Source organism: Shouchella tritolerans, from assembly GCF_025770735.1.
In the GTDB taxonomy this organism is placed as follows: domain Bacteria; phylum Bacillota; class Bacilli; order Bacillales; family Bacillaceae_D; genus Shouchella; species Shouchella tritolerans.
Genome location: NZ_JAODPB010000005.1, coordinates 320176 through 338964, shown reverse-complemented (window position 1 = coordinate 338964; position 18789 = coordinate 320176). Strand labels below are relative to the sequence as shown.

Annotated in this window: 15 protein-coding genes and 1 other annotated feature; of the genes, 10 read left to right on the top strand and 5 right to left on the bottom strand. The window is 45.5% G+C overall.

What is annotated here, in order from left to right:
* Positions 1–66 precede the first annotated feature (66 nt).
* From N6H06_RS17820 to ccpA, 8 genes are all read left to right on the top strand, one after another.
* Positions 67–864, top strand: coding sequence for a DUF1444 domain-containing protein (locus N6H06_RS17820; RefSeq protein ID WP_212954062.1), 798 nt, complete (start codon positions 67–69; stop codon positions 862–864).
* Between the two features lie 84 nt (positions 865–948).
* A complete protein-coding gene (ytpR, locus tag N6H06_RS17815) occupies positions 949–1554 on the top strand; it encodes a YtpR family tRNA-binding protein (protein WP_212954061.1) in 606 nt (201 codons plus the stop codon).
* A gap of 88 nt (positions 1555–1642) precedes the next feature.
* Positions 1643–4438, top strand: a complete 2796-nt coding sequence (locus N6H06_RS17810; RefSeq protein ID WP_263707609.1) for a DNA translocase FtsK — start codon at positions 1643–1645, stop codon at positions 4436–4438.
* A 177-nt stretch (positions 4439–4615) separates the two neighbouring features.
* Entirely contained in the window at positions 4616–5923 is a 1308-nt protein-coding gene (gene murC / locus N6H06_RS17805) for a UDP-N-acetylmuramate--L-alanine ligase (protein WP_062749778.1), read from the top strand.
* Between the two features lie 201 nt (positions 5924–6124).
* Positions 6125–6550 (top strand): DUF948 domain-containing protein, encoded by a 426-nt coding sequence (locus tag N6H06_RS17800; protein ID WP_062749777.1) that lies wholly within the window; start codon positions 6125–6127, stop codon positions 6548–6550.
* 19 nt (positions 6551–6569) lie between these two features.
* Positions 6570–6986, top strand: a complete 417-nt coding sequence (locus N6H06_RS17795) for a YtxH domain-containing protein (protein ID WP_062749776.1) — start codon at positions 6570–6572, stop codon at positions 6984–6986.
* 168 nt (positions 6987–7154) lie between these two features.
* Entirely contained in the window at positions 7155–8246 is a 1092-nt protein-coding gene (locus N6H06_RS17790; protein ID WP_263707608.1) for a bifunctional 3-deoxy-7-phosphoheptulonate synthase/chorismate mutase, read from the top strand.
* 285 nt (positions 8247–8531) lie between these two features.
* Positions 8532–9530, top strand: a complete 999-nt coding sequence (gene ccpA, locus N6H06_RS17785; RefSeq protein ID WP_062749933.1) for a catabolite control protein A — start codon at positions 8532–8534, stop codon at positions 9528–9530.
* Positions 9531–9621: 91 nt separating this feature from the next.
* On the opposite strand, the gene N6H06_RS17780 is transcribed toward ccpA, so the two are convergent.
* The 3 genes from N6H06_RS17780 to N6H06_RS17770 are packed head-to-tail and all read right to left on the bottom strand — an operon-like array spanning position 9622 to position 12135.
* Positions 9622–10812, bottom strand: coding sequence for an acetoin utilization protein AcuC (locus tag N6H06_RS17780; RefSeq protein ID WP_212954058.1), 1191 nt, complete (start codon positions 10810–10812; stop codon positions 9622–9624).
* Entirely contained in the window at positions 10805–11458 is a 654-nt protein-coding gene (locus tag N6H06_RS17775; RefSeq protein WP_062749932.1) for an acetoin utilization AcuB family protein, read from the bottom strand. Before N6H06_RS17775 ends, N6H06_RS17780 begins: the two co-directional genes overlap by 8 nt.
* A gap of 44 nt (positions 11459–11502) precedes the next feature.
* Positions 11503–12135 carry a GNAT family N-acetyltransferase gene (locus N6H06_RS17770; RefSeq protein WP_212954057.1) on the bottom strand — a complete coding sequence of 211 codons (633 nt, stop codon included), beginning with the start codon at positions 12133–12135 and terminating at the stop codon, positions 11503–11505.
* A 185-nt stretch (positions 12136–12320) separates the two neighbouring features.
* Here N6H06_RS17770 and acsA point away from each other — a divergent pair, with 185 nt between their 5' ends.
* Positions 12321–14030, top strand: coding sequence for an acetate--CoA ligase (gene acsA / locus N6H06_RS17765; protein ID WP_062749773.1), 1710 nt, complete (start codon positions 12321–12323; stop codon positions 14028–14030).
* 38 nt (positions 14031–14068) lie between these two features.
* Here acsA and N6H06_RS17760 read toward each other — a convergent pair whose 3' ends face one another.
* The gene (locus N6H06_RS17760; protein ID WP_212954056.1) at positions 14069–16390 is read right to left on the bottom strand and encodes a transglycosylase domain-containing protein; all 2322 of its coding nucleotides are present in this window, start codon (positions 16388–16390) and stop codon (positions 14069–14071) included.
* Positions 16391–16507: 117 nt separating this feature from the next.
* Positions 16508–16711 (top strand) — a binding site (T-box leader).
* Between the two features lie 43 nt (positions 16712–16754).
* On the opposite strand from N6H06_RS17760, the gene tyrS reads away from it, so the two are divergent.
* The gene (tyrS, locus tag N6H06_RS17755; protein WP_062749771.1) at positions 16755–17999 is read left to right on the top strand and encodes a tyrosine--tRNA ligase; all 1245 of its coding nucleotides are present in this window, start codon (positions 16755–16757) and stop codon (positions 17997–17999) included.
* A 37-nt stretch (positions 18000–18036) separates the two neighbouring features.
* Here tyrS and rpsD read toward each other — a convergent pair whose 3' ends face one another.
* Positions 18037–18639, bottom strand: a complete 603-nt coding sequence (gene rpsD, locus N6H06_RS17750) for a 30S ribosomal protein S4 (RefSeq protein WP_011247599.1) — start codon at positions 18637–18639, stop codon at positions 18037–18039.
* Positions 18640–18789: the final 150 nt, after the last annotated feature.

Genomic DNA, 18789 nt, shown 5'->3' with positions numbered 1-18789 from the left:
GTTTATTCGCTTTTCCGTTTATCGCCAAACATGTTAAACTAGAGGTGGAAAAAAGGAGGAAGAAGCGTGGACTTGCAAACTTTCCGGAAACAAATTGAGAAAAAGTTGCAGCGGGACGGTTGGACAATCCGCTATGACCATAAAGAATCAACATTGCGTATCGAAGACAAGGCGACTAAAAAAGGGGCAACGCTTGCTTTGAAGCCTTTGCTTGCCAAATGGGAGCGAGAGGAATATGCGGCTGTCGATGAGGCGCTCCGTACTGTCGCGGTTGGCCTAGAGTCAATGGCGAAAGCCGTTCACCTTAACGGAAACGAAAAAAACATTTTTCCAGTGATTCGCGCAGCTTCATTCCCAGATAAAACAAAGGGCGGAAAAACCCTTGTTTACCAAAAACATACGGCAGAAACAAGAATTTATTATGCCGTTGATTTAGGAGAGACATACACCCTTATTACGGATGAACTTCTCAATGAGAGCGGCTGGGATTTAAAGGCATTGGCAGAAATGGCTACATTTAATGTCCGTTCCTTGCCACAGCCGTTCAAAGAGGATGAAGTTGCAGGGAACCGTTTTTATTTTCTTTCGGCCAATGATGGGTATGACGCAAGTCGGATTTTGGACCAGTCGCTTGTGCAGCGCATGGAACAAAAGGCAGTTGGGCAGCTTGTAGTCGCAATTCCCCATCAAGATGCGCTCATTTTTGCTGATATCAAAAATGACACTGGGTATGATGTACTAGGCCAAATGGCATTACAATTCTTTGGCGGAGGGCGTATTCCTGTGACTGCGTTGCCTTTTATTGTTGAAAATGGGGAACTTGAACCAGTCTTTATTATGGCGCAAAAAAAGCCTAAAGGCTGATGGGGCGAAACGAAAACCTATGCTATACTAGGTTGGTCTAGGCGTTCGCTTGTACACGCTGAAAACGAGTAAGGAGAATAAAACATGAACGTATTTTATAATGAAAAAGGCATTGGCGATGTCCTTATGGTTACTGTTCAAGATATAAGCCGCGATGCACAGGTTGTTGAGAAGAACGGCGATGTCGTCGTCATTTTGAATAAAAGCAATCAAGAAATTGCTGGCATAAACGTATTCCATGCCTCTTCTTATGGAGCCATTAGCGGAGTTGGTCCGGTTGAGCTCGATGAAGGCATAAAAGCGCTCCTAAAAGAAGCGTGGGACAAAAATGGTGTCGCTCTTGAAATGGAATGGGAGCAGAAACCTTCTTTTGTTGTCGGTTATGTAGAAGAAAAAGAGAAGCACCCTAATGCAGACAAGCTTTCTGTATGCCGTGTAAATATCGGCACTGAAACATTGCAAATTGTTTGCGGTGCCCCGAATGTGGCAGAAGGCCAGAAAGTAGTTGTCGCTCTCGTTGGTGCCGTTATGCCAAGCGGGCTTGTCATTAAGGAAGCAACGCTGCGTGGTGTTGCCTCTTCCGGTATGATTTGCTCAGCAAAAGAACTAGGGCTCGAAAATGCCCCGGCAGAAAAAGGCATTCTTGTTTTGAGTGACGATGAAGTGGTCGGCACACCCTTTTTGCGGTAGCCTAAAAACGAAATGGCTGGCTGAATGAGGCCAGCTTTTTATGTAGAACGAGGCTAAAGGAATAATCGCGATATAAGGTGGTGAAAGAATGAACATATGGAAAAAATGGCTTGACTGGGTTAAAGGATTGAGTGAAGAAGATGATGAGGAACACAACGATTATGGGCGAAACGTGGAAACCATACAGAAGTCCATACAGAGACCTGAACATGAGAACAACGAGCCTTCTGAGTTAGAAGAAGCGCGCATGACTTACCGCTACGCCAATTCAAATGGGGAATGGCCCATTTCCAAGAAAAAAGCAGGGCGTGTTGCAGCGACACAGCCTTCTATAAAAAAGGAAGGGCAAGAGGAGAAGCAGGAGGAGCTGCCAAAAGTGGTACAAAAGAAAAGATCTGCCGCCGGCAAAGAACTGTTTCAAGGGACATTTAAGTCGACAGAAATCCCTTCTCCTGTCCATGGAATTCAGAAACCGGAAAAAACACATGAAAACAGCGACTACGATTGGCTCATTTTTTCAACGAAGGACAAGCAAGCTGAATATGCTGAGCGGCTGTTACACCGGCCTAAATCTCCGCAAATTGATAGCAAGCCTGCTTTTTTGCGCAAGGAATCACGCTCGCTGGAAGAGGATGTGTTGAAGAGGCTACGTGAACATGCCCTACAGTCGCTTCCACTTGCCGACGATCAAGCACAGCAACAAAAAAGCAAAGAAATCCGTCCCCAAGAAGAGGCAAGTGGTGACGAAAAAGAGCGTACATATGAACACGAGGCAGCAGATATTGATGATGGAGAAGCAATCGTTGAGACCAAAGTTATGCCTGGCGAAACAGACCAAGTGGAAGCAAACGAACGGTATGGACGTGAGGAACAGGAGATTTCAGATGATGCAGAAGTAATGGTTGGAACCGATGCTTTTTCGGGCGAAACAGACCAAGTGGAAGCAAACGAACGGTATGGACGTGAGGAACAGGAGATTTCAGATGATGCAGAAGTAATGGCTGGAACCGACGCGTTGCCTGGGGAAACAGGCCAAGTGGAAACGAACGAACGGTATGGACGTAAGGAACTAGACGTTGATCATCATGCAGAAGCAATGGTTAAAACCGATGCGTTGCCTGGCGAAACAGACCAAGTGAAAACGAACGAACCGTATGATAGAACGGAAGTCCAATCAACTGCTGAAGTCGGTACCGTGGAGAATGAAAGACAAGAGACAAAGCCGATTCAGGCCGTTAACAATGATCTCACAGCAACAACTGAAGAGAACGGAGAAGCGCGGGTGCAGTCTAGTGAAAAAATCGTTCCCCTTAGCAGTGAAACGAAAAAACAAGAAAGGCTAAGTAACCGAACGAGTAATGACAATACGAAGGCTGGCATTCCTTATAATGTGCTGATGTTGCCAAAGGACCGTAAAAAAGCGCCTATTAAAAAAGGGCAGCACACAAAAAATGGCTACGAAGCGCCACCGCTTCATTTGCTAAAGGTTCCTGAAAAAATCGATCAAGATGATTCTCTTTGGCTTGACGAGCAAGCGCAATTGCTTGAAGAAACACTATCGAGTTTCCATGTTGATGCAAAAGTCGTCAACCGGACAAAAGGGCCGGCGGTAACGCGTTTTGAAGTTCAGCCCGCCCGCGGAGTAAAAGTGAATAAGGTAACAAATCTAACAGATGATATTAAGCTGGCGCTAGCTGCTAAAGACATCCGTATGGAAGCGCCGATTCCTGGTAAAAACGCAATCGGCATTGAAGTGCCAAATCGAACGTCAGCCCCAGTGATGCTAAGGGAAATTTTGCGCCGTGATGTATTTAGGCAGCCAGATTCGCCTTTAACTGTTGGCTTAGGGCTTGATATTTCTGGACAGCCGATCGTTACAGATTTAAAGAAAATGCCTCATGGCCTTGTTGCTGGCGCCACAGGCTCAGGGAAAAGTGTGTGCATTAACTCAATTTTAGTTAGTCTGCTCTATAAAGCATCCCCAGATGAAGTAAAGCTGTTGCTCGTCGATCCCAAAATGGTCGAGCTTGCTACTTATCAAGAAGTACCTCATTTGGTTGCTCCTGTTATTACTGATCCAAAGCAAGCGACAGCCGCTTTAAAATGGGTTGTCCAGGAAATGGAACGGCGCTACGAATTGTTTAGCCAGCGTGGCGTTCGCGATATTAGTAAATATAATCAGCGGTTCTCTGAAAATGGCAAGCCAGCATTGCCGTATCTTTTAGTCGTTATTGACGAACTCGCCGACTTAATGATGGTGTCCCCACAAGATGTTGAAGATGCGATTTGCCGGATTGCTCAAAAAGCACGGGCTTGCGGAATTCATTTGCTCCTTGCAACGCAGCGCCCTTCTGTTGATGTCATCACAGGATTGATTAAAGCAAATATACCGACGCGGATTGCCTTTGCTGTTGCTTCACAAACGGATTCACGCACGATTCTTGATATGGGCGGCGCGGAACGGTTGCTTGGAAAAGGCGATATGCTCTTCCATGAAAATGGATCACCGAAGCCTATCCGTGTCCAAGGGACTTTTGTATCAGACGAGGAAATTGAGGATGTTGTCGCTTATGCAAAACAATACGGCAAGCCTGAATACTTATTTGATACAGAGACAATTGAGCGGACGCTTTTACAGGAAGAAGAAGAGGATGAGCTACTTGAAGAGGCATGTTTCTATGCAGTCGAACAAGGTACCGTTTCTGCTTCTAGCATACAGCGGCGGTTTCGGGTAGGTTATAATCGGGCTGCCCGTTTAATGGAAATGATGGAAGCTAGAAAGATTGTATCAGGTGCTATGGGAAGCAAACCGCGCCATGTGTTAGCAAGTGAAGAAGACGTGAGAGAACTGTTTGGTTCGACGACGGAAACAGCAAGAACTTGAGAAATGAAGAAAATTTCTATATGATATGGAAGGAACAAATCGTGCTACAGGAAGGCGTATGCAAATTGCAGGACCTTTTCTTAAAAATGACATATACTACTATATAATTAATGGAACGAGGGCCATGTTCGCAAGGCGTCGAATACGATTTGCTTTTTTTGATTGGAGGCTTCACGATTGACAAACTATCACTTTACCGGAATCAAAGGTTCAGGCATGAGCGCATTAGCGCAAATCCTGCATGATTTAAATGAGAATGTACAAGGATCGGACATTGAAGAAACGATTTTTACTCAGAAGCCGTTAGAACAAAAGGGCATTACGTTATTGCCTTTTTCGCGAGACAATATTAAAAACGGGCAACATGTCATTGTTTCAGCTGCTTATGGTGAAACACACGAGGAAATTAAACGGGCGCGGGAGCTCGGTTTGCAAGTGGATGTCTATCCGGAATTTCTTGGCTCCTTTATTAAACAGTTTACAAGCATTGCAGTTTCAGGCTCACATGGAAAAACGTCCACAACAGGGTTGCTGGCTCATGTGTTAGGGTCTGTTGAGCCTACCTCTTATTTGATTGGCGATGGGACAGGGAAAGGTGCGGCTAATTCAACGTATTTTGTATTTGAAGCATGTGAGTACCGCCGCCATTTCTTAAATTACTCGCCTGATTATTGCGTAATGACCAATATTGATTTTGACCATCCCGATTATTTCAAGAGCGTGGAAGATGTCGTTTCTGCTTTCCAAACGATGGCGAAGCAAGTCAATAAAGCGATTATTGCTTGCGGTGATGATGAACATTTGCAAACATTGCAGGCAAATGTGCCAATAGTTTATTACGGCCTTGGCGACCATAATGATTTTCAAGCGAAATCGATTAAAAACACGCCAGAAGGGACAGCGTTTGATGCCTGGGTTAGAGGCGATCTGTTTGGGTCGTTTGTGATCCCTGGCTTTGGCGACCACAATGTCAAAAACGCATTGTCTGTCATTGCTTTATGCCACTATGAAGGCATTGGCTATGAAGACATTGTTGAGCACTTAAAGACCTTTGCTGGCGTCAAACGGCGTTTTAGCGAAAAGCGTTCAGGCAAGCAAATACTAATTGATGACTATGCCCACCATCCAACAGAAATTGCAGCTACAATTGAGGCGACGAAAAAGAAATACCGTGACCGAGAAGTAACAGCGATATTCCAGCCTCATACATTTACGCGGACAAAAACGTTTTTAAATGAATTTGCGGAAGCGCTCAGCCAAGCCGACCACGTTTATTTATGCGATATTTTTGGCTCGGCGAGGGAAGAAAAAGGTTCTCTTTCGATCGAACAGCTACAAGCGCTTGTTGATGGCGCAAAACTGTTAACGGAAGGAGAAATTGAAACGCTCAAAGGCCACGGAGAGTCTGTTCTGTTGTTTATGGGCGCAGGTGACATCCAGAAATACCAAAAAGCCTATGAAGCATTGGTCGAATCAAGTTCGTAATTGGCCATTCAGACTAATAGAAAAGCCAGGGCGAGTAGCAGATATGAACGTTTGGTTACATTAGGCAGCTGTTTATCAGCTGCTTTTTTTATTTTGAAGGAAAAACGCAGGTATTTGTCGAAAATGTATCTTTAGCACATTGCAATTTAGGTTTGATCTTATTAAACTTGGGTAAAGTATGTAGGAAGGAGGGGATGATGAGTGGAAGCCATCTTATACATAAGCGCCTTGATTGTTGCCCTGGCTTTTGCGATACTGGTTATTTATTTAATCAAAACACTTAAATCAGCTACCAAAACGCTTGAAAACACATCGGCAACGGTGGAAGCGCTGGAAAAACAACTGCGAGGTATAACGACAGAATCTGAATTGCTTTTGAAAAAAACCAATGCGTTAGCAGATGACTTACAACAGAAATCGGAGTCGCTCAATACCGTTTTTGGCGCCGCTAAAGAGTTGGGCGAATCGATGAAAACGCTCAACCAGTCTGTTCACCAAGTTTCTGTTAAAATAAGTGACCAAACAAGCCGGAATGCTGAAACAGTCTCCCAAGCAGTACAATGGGGACAGGCTGTTTTGGATTTCTATACAAAATTTAAACAACGAAAGCAACAGCTTGATCGTTGACAAACAAGGAGGAGTTAGAATGGGAGATATGAATTCAAAAGATTTTTTGATTGGTACATTAATCGGTGGAATTGTTGGCGCGACAACGGCGCTGTTTCTCGCACCTAAATCAGGGAAAGAGTTGCGCAGCGACATAAGCGAACAAGCGAGCGCCGCTTATGAAAAAGGCAACGAGTGGGTTGACATAGCTAGAGAAAAGTCGAACAATATCGCTAAAAGTGTAACAGATCAATCCATGCAAGTGGTTGAAAAAGTAAAAGATTTGAGCGCTTCTGTTAAAAAAGAAGCAGAAGACCAAGTAAATGAAGCCGCGAGCCTTGCTGAAGATTTAAAACAAGATGCAGAAGAAGCATCGAAAACCATTTCTGACACGGTTAAAAATGAAATTGAAGAAGCAGAAAAAGAAGTTCGCGCCAATGCGAATACAGAAAGCTAATGGAAAGCGCGATGAGACCGAGTTTTCATCGCGCATTTCCTTCCAAATTCACTTTATTACGTAAAAGCGTCTAAGTAATAAAGAAAAAGTCCGTGACTTTTTAACGCCAGTCAGCTATAATAGACAAAAGTTAAATTTCTGACAGAGAGAAAGGTGCGGAGAGACGACATGAGCAATGAACAATTGGATTCCCTTAGAGATGAGTTAGACAAAGTCAACCTTGCCATCCTTGAAAAGATTAATGAGCGTGCAAGGCTTGTAAAGGAAATTGGCGATATCAAAAGAGAACAAGGCATTAACCGCTTTGATCCAGTTCGAGAACGGAGCATGCTAGACCATATTGCCAAACACAATGAAGGGCCATTTGAAACAGCGACACTTCAGCATTTATTTAAACAAATTTTTAAAGCGAGCTTGGAGTTGCAAGAAGAAGACAACAGCAAAGCGCTGTTAGTATCCCGGAAAAAGCAACCTGAAAACACCACTGTCGATGTCAAAGGGGAAACAATCGGCGATGGCCAGCAACGTTTTGTTTTTGGCCCGTGCGCCGTTGAAAGTTATGAACAAGTGCTAGCTGTTGCGAAAGAAATGAAAAAGAGGGGGCAGCGCCTTCTCCGGGGCGGCGCTTTTAAGCCGCGTACGTCTCCTTATGATTTCCAAGGTCTAGGTTTAGAAGGGTTAAAAATATTAAAACGTGTTGCTGATGAGCTTGATATGGCGGTTATTAGTGAAATTGTCACTCCAGCTGACGTAGAAGTGGCAACAGAATATGTCGATGTCATTCAAATTGGCGCTCGTAATATGCAAAACTTCGAGCTGCTGAAAGCTGCCGGTTCTGTTAAAACGCCTGTATTGTTAAAGCGTGGTTTATCCGCAACGATTGAAGAATTTATCCACGCTGCTGAATACATCGTCTCAAAAGGGAATAGCCAGTTGATGCTTTGCGAACGTGGCATTCGCACTTACGAGAAAGCGACACGCAACACACTCGATATTTCCGCAGTGCCGATTTTAAAACAAGAAACACACTTGCCAGTAATGGTTGATGTTACACACTCTACTGGCCGCCGTGATTTGCTTCTGCCAGCAGCGAAAGCAGCTCTGGCGATTGGGGCAGATGCGGTGATGGCGGAAGTCCATCCAGACCCCGCTGTCGCTTTGTCTGATTCAGCCCAGCAAATGAATTTTGACCAATTCAATCAATTCTTAGATGGCTTAATTGAGTCAGGGCTTTACAAAGCTCCTGTGAAACAAGCATAACAAAAAGCAGCTCAAAGAAATTTTGAGCTGCTTTTGTGTTTAAAAGCATTTAAAAAAGGGCACTTTAGTAATACTGTTATAATGAAAAAAGAAAACTGTTTTTCAAATGGTGAAAAAGTATGAAAGATAGTCTTTAATCATTGCAGGAAATCTTAGTGTATCGTATGATAGAAGAAACATTCGAATGAAAAACAGTTATTGCTATCGTATATGATACACAATCATAAACATTGTTATAGTGAGGAGGAAGCTGCTGCGTATAAGCTGCGCGGGCAGCAAAATAAGATGAATACGACCATTTATGATGTAGCTAGAGAAGCTGGTGTCTCAATGGCTACTGTTTCCCGGGTAGTCAACGGAAACCCAAATGTAAAACCGACGACAAGGAAAAAAGTACTGGAAGCAATTGAACGCTTAAATTACCGTCCAAATGCAGTAGCGAGGGGGCTAGCCAGCAAACGTACCACGACAGTCGGTGTCATTATCCCTGATATTTCAAGCATTTTCTTCTCCGAGCTGGCGCGCGGAATCGAAGACATTGCCACTATGTATAAGTACAATATCATTCTTTGTAACTCTGACCAAAACAAAGACAAAGAAATCCACTTGATTAATACGCTATTGGAAAAGCAAGTCGACGGTATTGTGTTTATGGGCGGCGAGATTACAGAGGAGCATGCGGAGCAATTTAAGCGCGCACCTGTACCGATTGTTCTTGCTGCCACATTAGATGACGAAAAATCATTTCCGTCAGTCAATATTGATTACACGCAAGCGGCTGAAGATGCCATTCAGTTTTTAATTGAAAAAGGACATAAACGAATCGGTATGTTGAGTGGTTCGCTAGAAGACCCAATCAATGGCTACCAAAAGTTTGCTGGATATCGCCAAGCGCTTCAGAAAAACAATATTGAATTTGATGAAAACCTGATTGTCATTGGCGATTACACATATGATTCAGGAATGGAAGCAATGGATGCATTTCTTGCCCTTGACGAAAAACCGACAGCGCTATTTGCTTCAAATGATGAAATGGCTCTAGGCGTCATCCATGGCGTCCAAGATCGTGGTTATGATGTGCCTGGTGACATTGAAGTAATCGGTTTTGACAATACACGTTTGGCTACAATGGTACGTCCAACCTTAACGACCGTTGTTCAGCCCCTTTATGACATTGGCGCTGTCTCCATGCGGTTGCTGACCAAACTAATGAATAAAGAAGACGTGGAAGACTACACAGTGACATTGCCACATCGCATTGAAAGTCGTGGCTCAACGAAATAACCTTACGAGACTGATAGAAAACGCTTGTCAATCGACGATCCATGTGAGCGTTTGTCTACAGGCTGAAGCCGGATCAATAAACAGATCCGGCTTATTCATGCTTTTCAACATGTTTACGCGCTGTTTGTTTTTCTGTGCGAATATGGTACAATGCCTTTTCCAATGTCAAAGCGTTTTTGGCGGTAATTTCCTTTCTTCTCGGTATTTGTGGGATAGCAGTGTCTGTCCATGTGGTCGGCAGTGTTTCTTCCGCCTTGTCCTTCCACTTGTCTATCCAAGCTTGGGGCACATGATCGTTTGCCAATGCGGTTTGCCCACTCATCTCCAACCAAATCAATGCCCATGCTCTTGGGACAACCCGCCATTTGTCATAGCCGCCCCCTCCGACAGCAACCCATTTGCCGCCACAATAGTCATGAGCTAGCTGATGGGCGAACCGCGGAATTTCTCGGTAAACGTTCATGGATACATGCAAATGCGATAAAGGATCGAGATAATGGGCGTCGGCCCCGTTCTGTGTGACGATAATGTCAGGCTTGAAAAAGTCGGCGACTTCTGTAAAAGCAGCCCGATAGACGTCCAAAAAAGATTCATCTTCTGTAAACGCATCAAGTGGGACATTGATGGAAAAGCCGAAGCCTTTGCCTGTTCCTTTTTCCGTCACATGGCCAGTTCCAGGAAACAAATAGCGCCCCGTTTCGTGCAAGCTTAGCGTGCATACATCTGGGTCGTCGTAAAAGGCCCATTGGACGCCGTCACCGTGGTGAGCATCTGTATCGACATAAAGGATCCGCACACCGTATTTTCGCCGCATGTACTCGATTGCAATCGAAGAATCATTGTAAATGCAAAAGCCCGACGCCCGGCCGCGAAAGCCATGGTGAAGGCCACCGCCTAGATGGAAGGCATGCAAGTAGCCATCGGCTAAGACAGCGTCACAAGCGCGGAGTGTTCCTCCAACTAAATGGGCAGCCGCTTCGTGCATATGAGGAAAAAGGGGCGTATCTTCGGTTTTTAGCCCATATGCTTCTGCGGCGCTATCTGGTAACCGCCCCTCGCCCCCTGCAATGACCGCTTCAATAAAACGGGAATCATGAATCAGCTCCAATTCCGCCTTTGTAGCTGCGCTAGGTTGAATGAGCGGCTGGTCTTGAACCGCCCCCAGCTCTTCCAATAGGGAGTATGTTAATTCGAGACGAAGCGGATGAAACGGGTGTGTTTCGTTAAATTTATACGGATATTGGCTCGGTCCATATACAAGTACGGCTTCTTTATTATTCATTGGGACCTCCCATTACGGGAAACGGCGGATTATAGACTTCGTATCCTGCCAGTTGCAGAGCAGCAATAATGCGCCGGGGATCAATGGTTTGGACACGAAATGAAAGCATATATTTTTCTGCTTTTTTGCTTGGATACGCGACAGCGCTAACAATATTGATACGCTCTTTTTTAAAAACAGCAGCGACATCTGCCAACTGCCCAGGGCGGTTTTGTACACACACTTCAATGATGGAGCTTGGCTGATCTGCGCCTAGGAGTTTTGTTAAACTATAAAGCATATCAGACTCTGTGATCAGCCCTGCCAATCGATCGTTGTCTACAACTGGGAGGCAGCCAACACGATGCTGGTAAAACAGGCGTGCAACTTCCTGGACGTCATCATCAGGATGAGCGGTTAATACAGGTGTACTCATTATTTTCGTAACCGGTTGCAAAAAATCGGCTGCTTCTTTGGTTACGGAAAGGGTAGAAGGGCGTATATCGCGAATATCCCGGTCAGACACAATGCCAATGACAGCTGTATGACCGTTCGTAATAGGAATATGACGGATGGAGGCGCTTTCCATAAGGGCGATCGCATCTTCAATCGTGTGTTTGTCTGTTAGTGTCAGCACGTTCGTGCGCATAATCGTTTTGATTTTCATTGGCAAAGGTTCTGTTGGGCCGTCAAACAGAACAAACCTCCTTTCTAGTACATAAAGCGGTTTACAAAGCGAAGCTGGTCAAATTTTTCAATCGAGCTCTGGTCAACATTCTTTCCAATCCGCGCCATTAAGCAGTTTGCCGGATGGGAACTAATTTCTGGATCATCGGTTGCATACCAAATGAGCCCACCGGCGTTCATCATTTTTTCCATCACTTTTCGGTATTCCCAGACGTCGAGTCCGCTGCCTTTCAAATCCCAATGCCAGTAATACTCCGTTGTAATAATAATATAGTTTTCCATTGCTTCATCTTTCATTGATAAGCGCAACAGCTGTTTGCCGATACCGAGCGCCCGGTATGGAGGCGCAATTTCAATCGCACCGAGTTCGAGCAAATTTTCCATATTGCCTTCTGACCATCGTTCGAGAGGGTCAGGATAAACAAATGTAACATAGCCAACGATCATTGAGCCATCACGGACAATGTTAATACGCCCTTCTGGCAATTCGGCAATTTCTAAAAGCGCTTTTTTTTGTTCGGTCGCCGGCCGGAAGGAAGTTAAGTCTTCATGAAAATCATAGTTAGCAAGTTCGTTGGCTGGAAGAGGGCCTTCTAAAACCAATTCCTTGCCTGCAATCGAATACGGTTCGCGGATCAGTGTTTTTGGATGCTCCATTGCTTCACCTCGGTTAGACAATCTATGTTTTCATTATACATTGTAGAAACAAAAACAAGAAGGTTGCGAACAAAAATCGACGAATTAATGAAAATAAATGGAACAAAGAGTGAATTTTGTTTGAAAACGTTACCTTGTTTATACTATAATGAACTTAATTTGAGAGTGAGAGGTGTGAACCTGTTATGAAAGCGCTTCCTGCGATTGAAGGAAACCATAACCTGAAAAATTACGAAGAAGCCGTGCAACACTTTGACTGGGAGGATGTCAGAAAAACGTTTTCTTGGCATAAAACAGGCAAAGTCAACCTTGCCTATGAAGCAATTGATTACCATGCCGAGAACGGCAAAGGCGAACAGGTAGCTCTTTATTATAGCGATGCGCGCCGCGATGAATCTTACACATTTGCGGAAATGAAGACGTTCTCGAACAAAGCAGCGAATGTGCTCAAAGAAGCCAACGTCCAAAAAGGTGATCGTGTCTTTATCTTTATGCCTCGCACACCTGAGCTGTATTTTACGCTTCTTGGTGCCATTAAAATAGGGGCGATTGTTGGCCCGTTGTTTGAAGCTTTTATGGAAGGCGCTGTGCGTGACCGTCTTGAAGACAGCGGCGCAAAAGTGCTTGTCACAACGCCGACATTACTAGAACGGGTACCGTTTGACGATTTGCCGGATTTGAAAACGGTGCTAGTCGCCGATGAAACGTATGAAGACAATGGTCCTTTTTTACAGTTGAACAAGCGGCTTCAGGCAGCGTCAAGTGATTTTGCAATTGAATGGGTTGATCGGGAAGACGGGCTCATTCTCCATTATACATCTGGCTCCACGGGCAAGCCAAAAGGCGTTCTTCATGTCCATGAAGCGATGGTCCAGCATTACCACACGGCCAAAGTCGTCCTTGACTTGCAGCAAGATGACATTTATTGGTGCACGGCCGACCCTGGCTGGGTAACAGGAACGTCTTACGGCATTTTTGCCCCTTGGCTTGCAGGTGTGACCAATGTAGTGCGCGGCGGTCGCTTCTCGCCAACTGATTGGTATGAGACGATTCAGCGCTACAAAGTAACGGTTTGGTACAGCGCGCCAACCGCATTTCGGATGTTGATGAGCGCAGGCGACGAACTTGTTAAACAGTATGACCTTTCGTCACTGCGTCATGTCTTGAGCGTTGGCGAACCACTCAACCCTGAAGTGGTGCGGTGGGGTGTGAAAGTCTTTGACAAACGCATTCACGACACGTGGTGGATGACGGAAACGGGAGCGCAAATGATCTGTAACTACCCGGCAATGGAAATCCGTCCAGGATCAATGGGCAAACCGATTCCAGGCGTCAAGGCCGCCATCATTGATGATAGAGGCAATGAACTGCCACCGAACCGAATGGGTAATCTTGCCATTAAAAAAGGCTGGCCAGCGATGATGCGTGCTATTTGGAACAATGAAGCCAAATACCAAAGCTATTTTGAGCTTGACGGCTGGTATGTTTCTGGTGATTCTGCCTATATGGATGAAGATGGCTACTTTTGGTTCCAAGGTCGTATTGACGATGTCATTATGACCGCAGGTGAGCGCGTTGGCCCATTTGAAGTCGAAAGCAAACTAGTTGAACACCCAGCCGTTGCGGAAGCAGGCGTCATTGGCAAACCTGACCCTGTCCGCGGAGAAATTATCAAAGCATTTATCGCACTGCGCCAAGGCTATGAAGTCACTGACGAATTAAAAGAAGAGATTCGCCAATTTGTAAAGACAGGACTCGCAGCCCACGCAGCACCGCGGGAAATGGAGTTCCGTAAGTCATTGCCAAAAACGCGCAGCGGAAAAATCATGCGCCGCGTATTAAAAGCCTGGGAATTGGATTTGCCGACAGGCGACTTATCAACAATGGAAGATTAACACCAATAAAAGAAGCGTGCCTTTAAAGGCACGCTTCTTTAATCGTCATCTCCTTCTTTTTCATTAGATGGTTGAGCATTTGGTTTAAAGCTCGCTTGAAACGGGGCTAGCCCCTCGATATGATCGATCATGTCGCTTCTGTATAGGTCGGTAGTGACTAAGCCTTGCTCTTCGCATGCTTTCGTTGGTGGGCCGCCTGTTAAGCCGCAGACTCGTTTTTCGACAATGCCGTCAGGCTGCTCGAAGCGTTTGCCTCCTGCTGTCATCAGCTCCGGGTCAACGCTATAAGCAGCGTTAGCAAAGTTCGCCCAAATGGATTGTGTCCGCGCCCCTGTGCCGAGCCCGCCGACTCGTTTGCGTAAACTAATCGTTTTGTCACCGCTATAACCATTCCATACGCCTAATGTCACCTCAGGGTTGACGGCAATAAACCATGAATCATAGTCGTTGTTGGTCGTGCCTGTTTTTCCAGCCCAATCAGCTTGAAACTGTAACTTGTTGGCTGCCGTGCGTCCGGTGCCATTTCCGCTGTACATAACATCACGCATCATATCGGCGACCAAATAGTTTGTTTGTGGGCTAAACAGTGTATGCTTACTAGCAGGGTGCTCGTAAATGACTTCGCCAGAATCCGTTTCAATCCGTTCGATCATGTAGGGTTCCATACGGACGCCATTGTTGCCGAAAGCGCTAAAGGCGCTGACATTTTGTTCAACGGTGACATTGCCGCCACCGATGGCGACTGCTTCATTCACGCCGTGCATGTCTGGGTTAAAGCCGGCTTCGTCGCGGAGCTTTACTTTTAAGTCATCAGGGACATGCCACCACGCCTCCACAGCTGGCACGTTGCGTGATTGTTTCAGTGATTCACGCACAGTGAGATTGCCTTTGTGAGCGTGGTCAAAGTTTCTAATTTCCCTCCCACCAGCTTTGTAAAACGCTTGTTCATCGGGAATGACAAGCCCTGGTTGGGTTACACCTGCTTCAATTGCACCTGCATAAGCAAGAACAGGTTTGCTCGTCGAGCCTGCTTGGCGATAAGCACGTGTAGCGTGGTTATACAGATGATCTAAGTTTTCTTCACGACCACCGACAAAGCTAAGGATTTTTCCGGTTTTATTTTCGATTAAAACAGAGCCAACTTCTTCGCGCTGCCCTTGTTTGTCGGCACCAAAATAAGCGTCAGATTGTTGAGCTGCCTCGTTCATGGCGTCATACAAATCTTTATCAATGGTCGTAATGATGTTGTAACCACCATTGATGATCGCGTTTTCGACCTCAGCTTTAAACTGATTGCGCTCGACTTGTTTAGCAGCATCGCTTAGTTTCTCCCAACCATCGCGGTTATCGATTTTCTGTTGTACGAGCACTGCTGTTGCCCGGTTCATAATTTCTTCAGTAAGCCGCGGCCGTTCTTCCATTGGGTCAGGCGCGCTTGTTGTAAAATCAGCAGTAAGGTCGTAACTTTTTGCATCCTCATATTGCTCTTTTGTGATGTACTCTTTTTCGTACATGCGACTTAAAACCGTTTGGTAACGGTTAAACCCAGGCTGCAAACCGTCTTTATCTTTAAGCTGTTGGTCGTTTGTGAAAGGCGTGTAGCCATACGGGCTTTGTGGCAAGCCAGCTAAATAAGCTGCTTGTGGCAAGTTTAAATCGCTTGCCGAAACACCAAAGACCCCTTGCGCCGCCGCTTCAATGCCAGCAACATTTCGGCCCGAGGCATTCCGGCCAAACGGAACGACGTTTAAGTAGGCTTCCAATATTTCATCTTTTGTCATAAACTGTTCGAGCCTAAGCGCGAGCATAATTTCTGTTGCTTTGCGGTCGAACGATACTTCATCGGATAAAATTTGTTGCTTTATTAGTTGTTGTGTCAATGTGCTGCCACCCGTTTGTACAGACGAACTTGTCAGCTCTTGCATTGTTGCCCGCAGCAACGCTTTTGGGACGATCCCATTATGCTCGTAAAAATGCTCGTCTTCTGTAGCAATGATGGCCCATTTTACTTCATCGGCCACGTCATCAAGGGAGACAATTTCGCGGTCCACTTCACTGCGGATTTTTCCTAAGTAAACACCGCCAGCAAGGTAAATGTCGCTTGTTTTTGAAAGCGAGCCTACGAATGTGCGCATGTCTTCTTCTGAATACGTTTTTTCATCGGCTACGAGGGAAGCAAAGTAACCTGCGGCCGTTCCGCCAGCAAACATAAACCCTAAAAAGCCAATAATGAGTACAATAAGGAATAAATTCCATAATACTTGGTATGTAATGCCGACTTTCCGGAAGAACTGAATGTCATCCAGCTTTGCTATAAAGGCATTCCAGTTGTTCTTCCACTTCGAAAGAAAGTGCTTCATCGACTCCCCCCTTAGTCGTCTTAGTATATCATAAATTGCGTGATGCGCATACGTGTGTTCGCTATGTTGACAGTGTACACACCGTGTGGTAAAACTAGAAAGTGAATTGAAAACGTAAAAAAAGCGAAGAAAGGCCGAAGTATGGGCGTGCGCTGATCGAAGAGAGCCGGTGGTTGGTGCGAACCGGTACACGTACGTTAGCCAGAATTACAGCCTGGAGCTATTCTTTGTTTCGGCAAAGAACGGAGAAGCCGTTATCGAATGAGTGGGAGGCACGTATGCCTTCAACAAGGGTGGTACCGCGACAAGTTCGTCCCTTATGGGGAGGGGCTTTTTTTGCGTTGAATTGAAGGAGGAACCATAGATGGATGAAAAACAACCGTTAACCCCTGAGCAGCAAAAGCTCGTTGATGAGCAAGTGGAAGCGCTCATGCGAGGAGTTGTAGAAGTCGTCCCGAAAGAGGCATTTCGGGAAAAAATTGAGAAAAGCGTTCGAACAGGAAAGCCGTTAAACATTAAGCTTGGCATGGACCCGTCAGCACCTGATGTCCATATCGGCCATACAGTTGTACTGCAAAAACTGCGCCAATTTCAAGAGTATGGCCACCATATTCAACTGCTGATCGGTGACTTTACTGGAAAAATCGGTGATCCGACTGGAAAGTCAGAGACGAGGAAAGTGTTGACTGATGAACAAGTCAAGCAGAATGCACAAACATACGTAGAACAATACGGAAAAATTTTGGACATTGAAAAAACAGAAATTCTTTACAATTCTCAATGGCTAAGCGAGCTGAAATTTGATGATGTTTTAAAGCTTGCTGGTCAGATGACAGTGGCCCGTATGCTTGAACGGGAAGATTTTAGCAAACGCTATAAAACGGGGCAGCCGATTTCGGTGCATGAATTCTTTTACCCGCTTATGCAAGGCTACGATTCAGTTGCAATGGAAACCGACATTGAAGTAGGGGGAACGGACCAAACGTTTAATTTGTTAATGGGACGCCAACTCCAAGAAGCGTACGGAAAAGAAAAGCAAGTGATGCTGACGTTGCCGTTGATCGAAGGGCTTGATGGCGTCCGTAAAATGTCAAAATCCCTTAATAACTACATTGGCATTGACGAAGCACCGAACGAGATTTTCGGAAAGGCGATGTCGATACCTGATGAATTGATGGTAAAATATTACAAATTGGCGACTGATGTGCCGATGGCTGAAGTGGAAGCTTTAGAAAAAGGGCTTGCAGAGGGCAGTGTCCATCCACGCGATGCAAAAATGCGACTTGGCCGTAAATTTGTAGAAATGTACCACGGCAAGGAAGCGGCTGATGAAGCAGAGCAATATTTTAAAACAGTTTTCCAAAAACGGGCGCTGCCAGAAGACATTCCTGTCTATTCCTGGGAAGGCGATCAAGAAGTGCCGTTAATTGATTTGCTTGTTTCGTTGAACATGCAGTCTTCTAAAGGCGAAGCTCGCCGGATGATTCAAGGTGGCGGCGTAAAAATTAACGAACAGAAAATCACCGATATTCAAACGGTCGTATCGGTTGAAGACGGCATGATCGTTCAAGTCGGAAAGCGCAAGTTTGCCAAGCTAAGCTTAAAATAAATAAAAAAACCAGCCTGAAACGGCTGGTTTTTTATTCTTAACGAGAATACCACTCAACGATCAGCGCTTCAGTAATTTCTGCTGGAAGCTCAGAACGCTCTGGGTAACGTGTGTACGTACCTTCAAGCTTTTCTTCGTCAAATGATACGTATCCTGGCGTGAAATCATTCACATCAAGTGCTTCTTTGACAACAGTCAAATTCCGTGAACGCTCACGAAGGCCAATTGTTTGCCCTGGCTTTACGCGATAAGATGGGATGTCGACGCGTGAACCGTCAACAAGCACGTGGCCATGGTTTACTAGTTGGCGCGCAGCACGGCGTGTACGGGCAAGACCCATACGGTAGACAAGGTTGTCAAGACGTGACTCAAGCAAAATCATGAAGTTTTCGCCGTGGATGCCGTTCATTTTGCCAGCATCGTTGAACGTGCGCAAGAATTGGCGCTCGTTTACGCCATACATGTGGCGAAGTTTTTGCTTTTCATGAAGTTGAAGCGCATATTCTGAAAGCTTTTTACGTTGGTTTGGACCGTGTTGGCCTGGAGCGTAAGGACGCTTCGCAAGCTCTTTCCCTGTTCCGCTTAGAGAAACGCCAAGGCGGCGGGATAGTTTCCAAGATGGACCTGTATAACGAGACATTGTGTCTCCTCCTTGTTATTTTGGTGTTGCAAAATAACAACCTAAATGACAATCTCTAAACTCCAGCCATTCCATTTTCATGCACCTTCGCTTCGACAGCTAGAAGTTACGCGATGCACCTCAGTCATTGCAGCCGCTTGAGGAATGGAT

Excerpts from the sequence above, each read along its gene's own strand:
- N6H06_RS17770 (WP_212954057.1), bottom strand. The coding sequence starts at position 12,135 with ATGGAGCATCCAAAAACACTGATCCGCGAACCGTATTCGATTGCAGGC.
- acsA (WP_062749773.1), top strand. The coding sequence starts at position 12,321 with ATGAAAGCGCTTCCTGCGATTGAAGGAAACCATAACCTGAAAAATTAC.
- rpsD (WP_011247599.1), bottom strand. The coding sequence starts at position 18,639 with ATGTCTCGTTATACAGGTCCATCTTGGAAACTATCCCGCCGCCTTGGC.
- ytpR (WP_212954061.1), top strand. The coding sequence starts at position 949 with ATGAACGTATTTTATAATGAAAAAGGCATTGGCGATGTCCTTATGGTT.
- ccpA (WP_062749933.1), top strand. The coding sequence starts at position 8,532 with ATGAATACGACCATTTATGATGTAGCTAGAGAAGCTGGTGTCTCAATG.
- N6H06_RS17780 (WP_212954058.1), bottom strand. The coding sequence starts at position 10,812 with ATGAATAATAAAGAAGCCGTACTTGTATATGGACCGAGCCAATATCCG.
- N6H06_RS17760 (WP_212954056.1), bottom strand. The coding sequence starts at position 16,390 with ATGAAGCACTTTCTTTCGAAGTGGAAGAACAACTGGAATGCCTTTATA.
- N6H06_RS17790 (WP_263707608.1), top strand. The coding sequence starts at position 7,155 with ATGAGCAATGAACAATTGGATTCCCTTAGAGATGAGTTAGACAAAGTC.
- N6H06_RS17795 (WP_062749776.1), top strand. The coding sequence starts at position 6,570 with ATGGGAGATATGAATTCAAAAGATTTTTTGATTGGTACATTAATCGGT.
- tyrS (WP_062749771.1), top strand. The coding sequence starts at position 16,755 with ATGGATGAAAAACAACCGTTAACCCCTGAGCAGCAAAAGCTCGTTGAT.
- N6H06_RS17810 (WP_263707609.1), top strand. The coding sequence starts at position 1,643 with ATGAACATATGGAAAAAATGGCTTGACTGGGTTAAAGGATTGAGTGAA.
- N6H06_RS17775 (WP_062749932.1), bottom strand. The coding sequence starts at position 11,458 with ATGAAAATCAAAACGATTATGCGCACGAACGTGCTGACACTAACAGAC.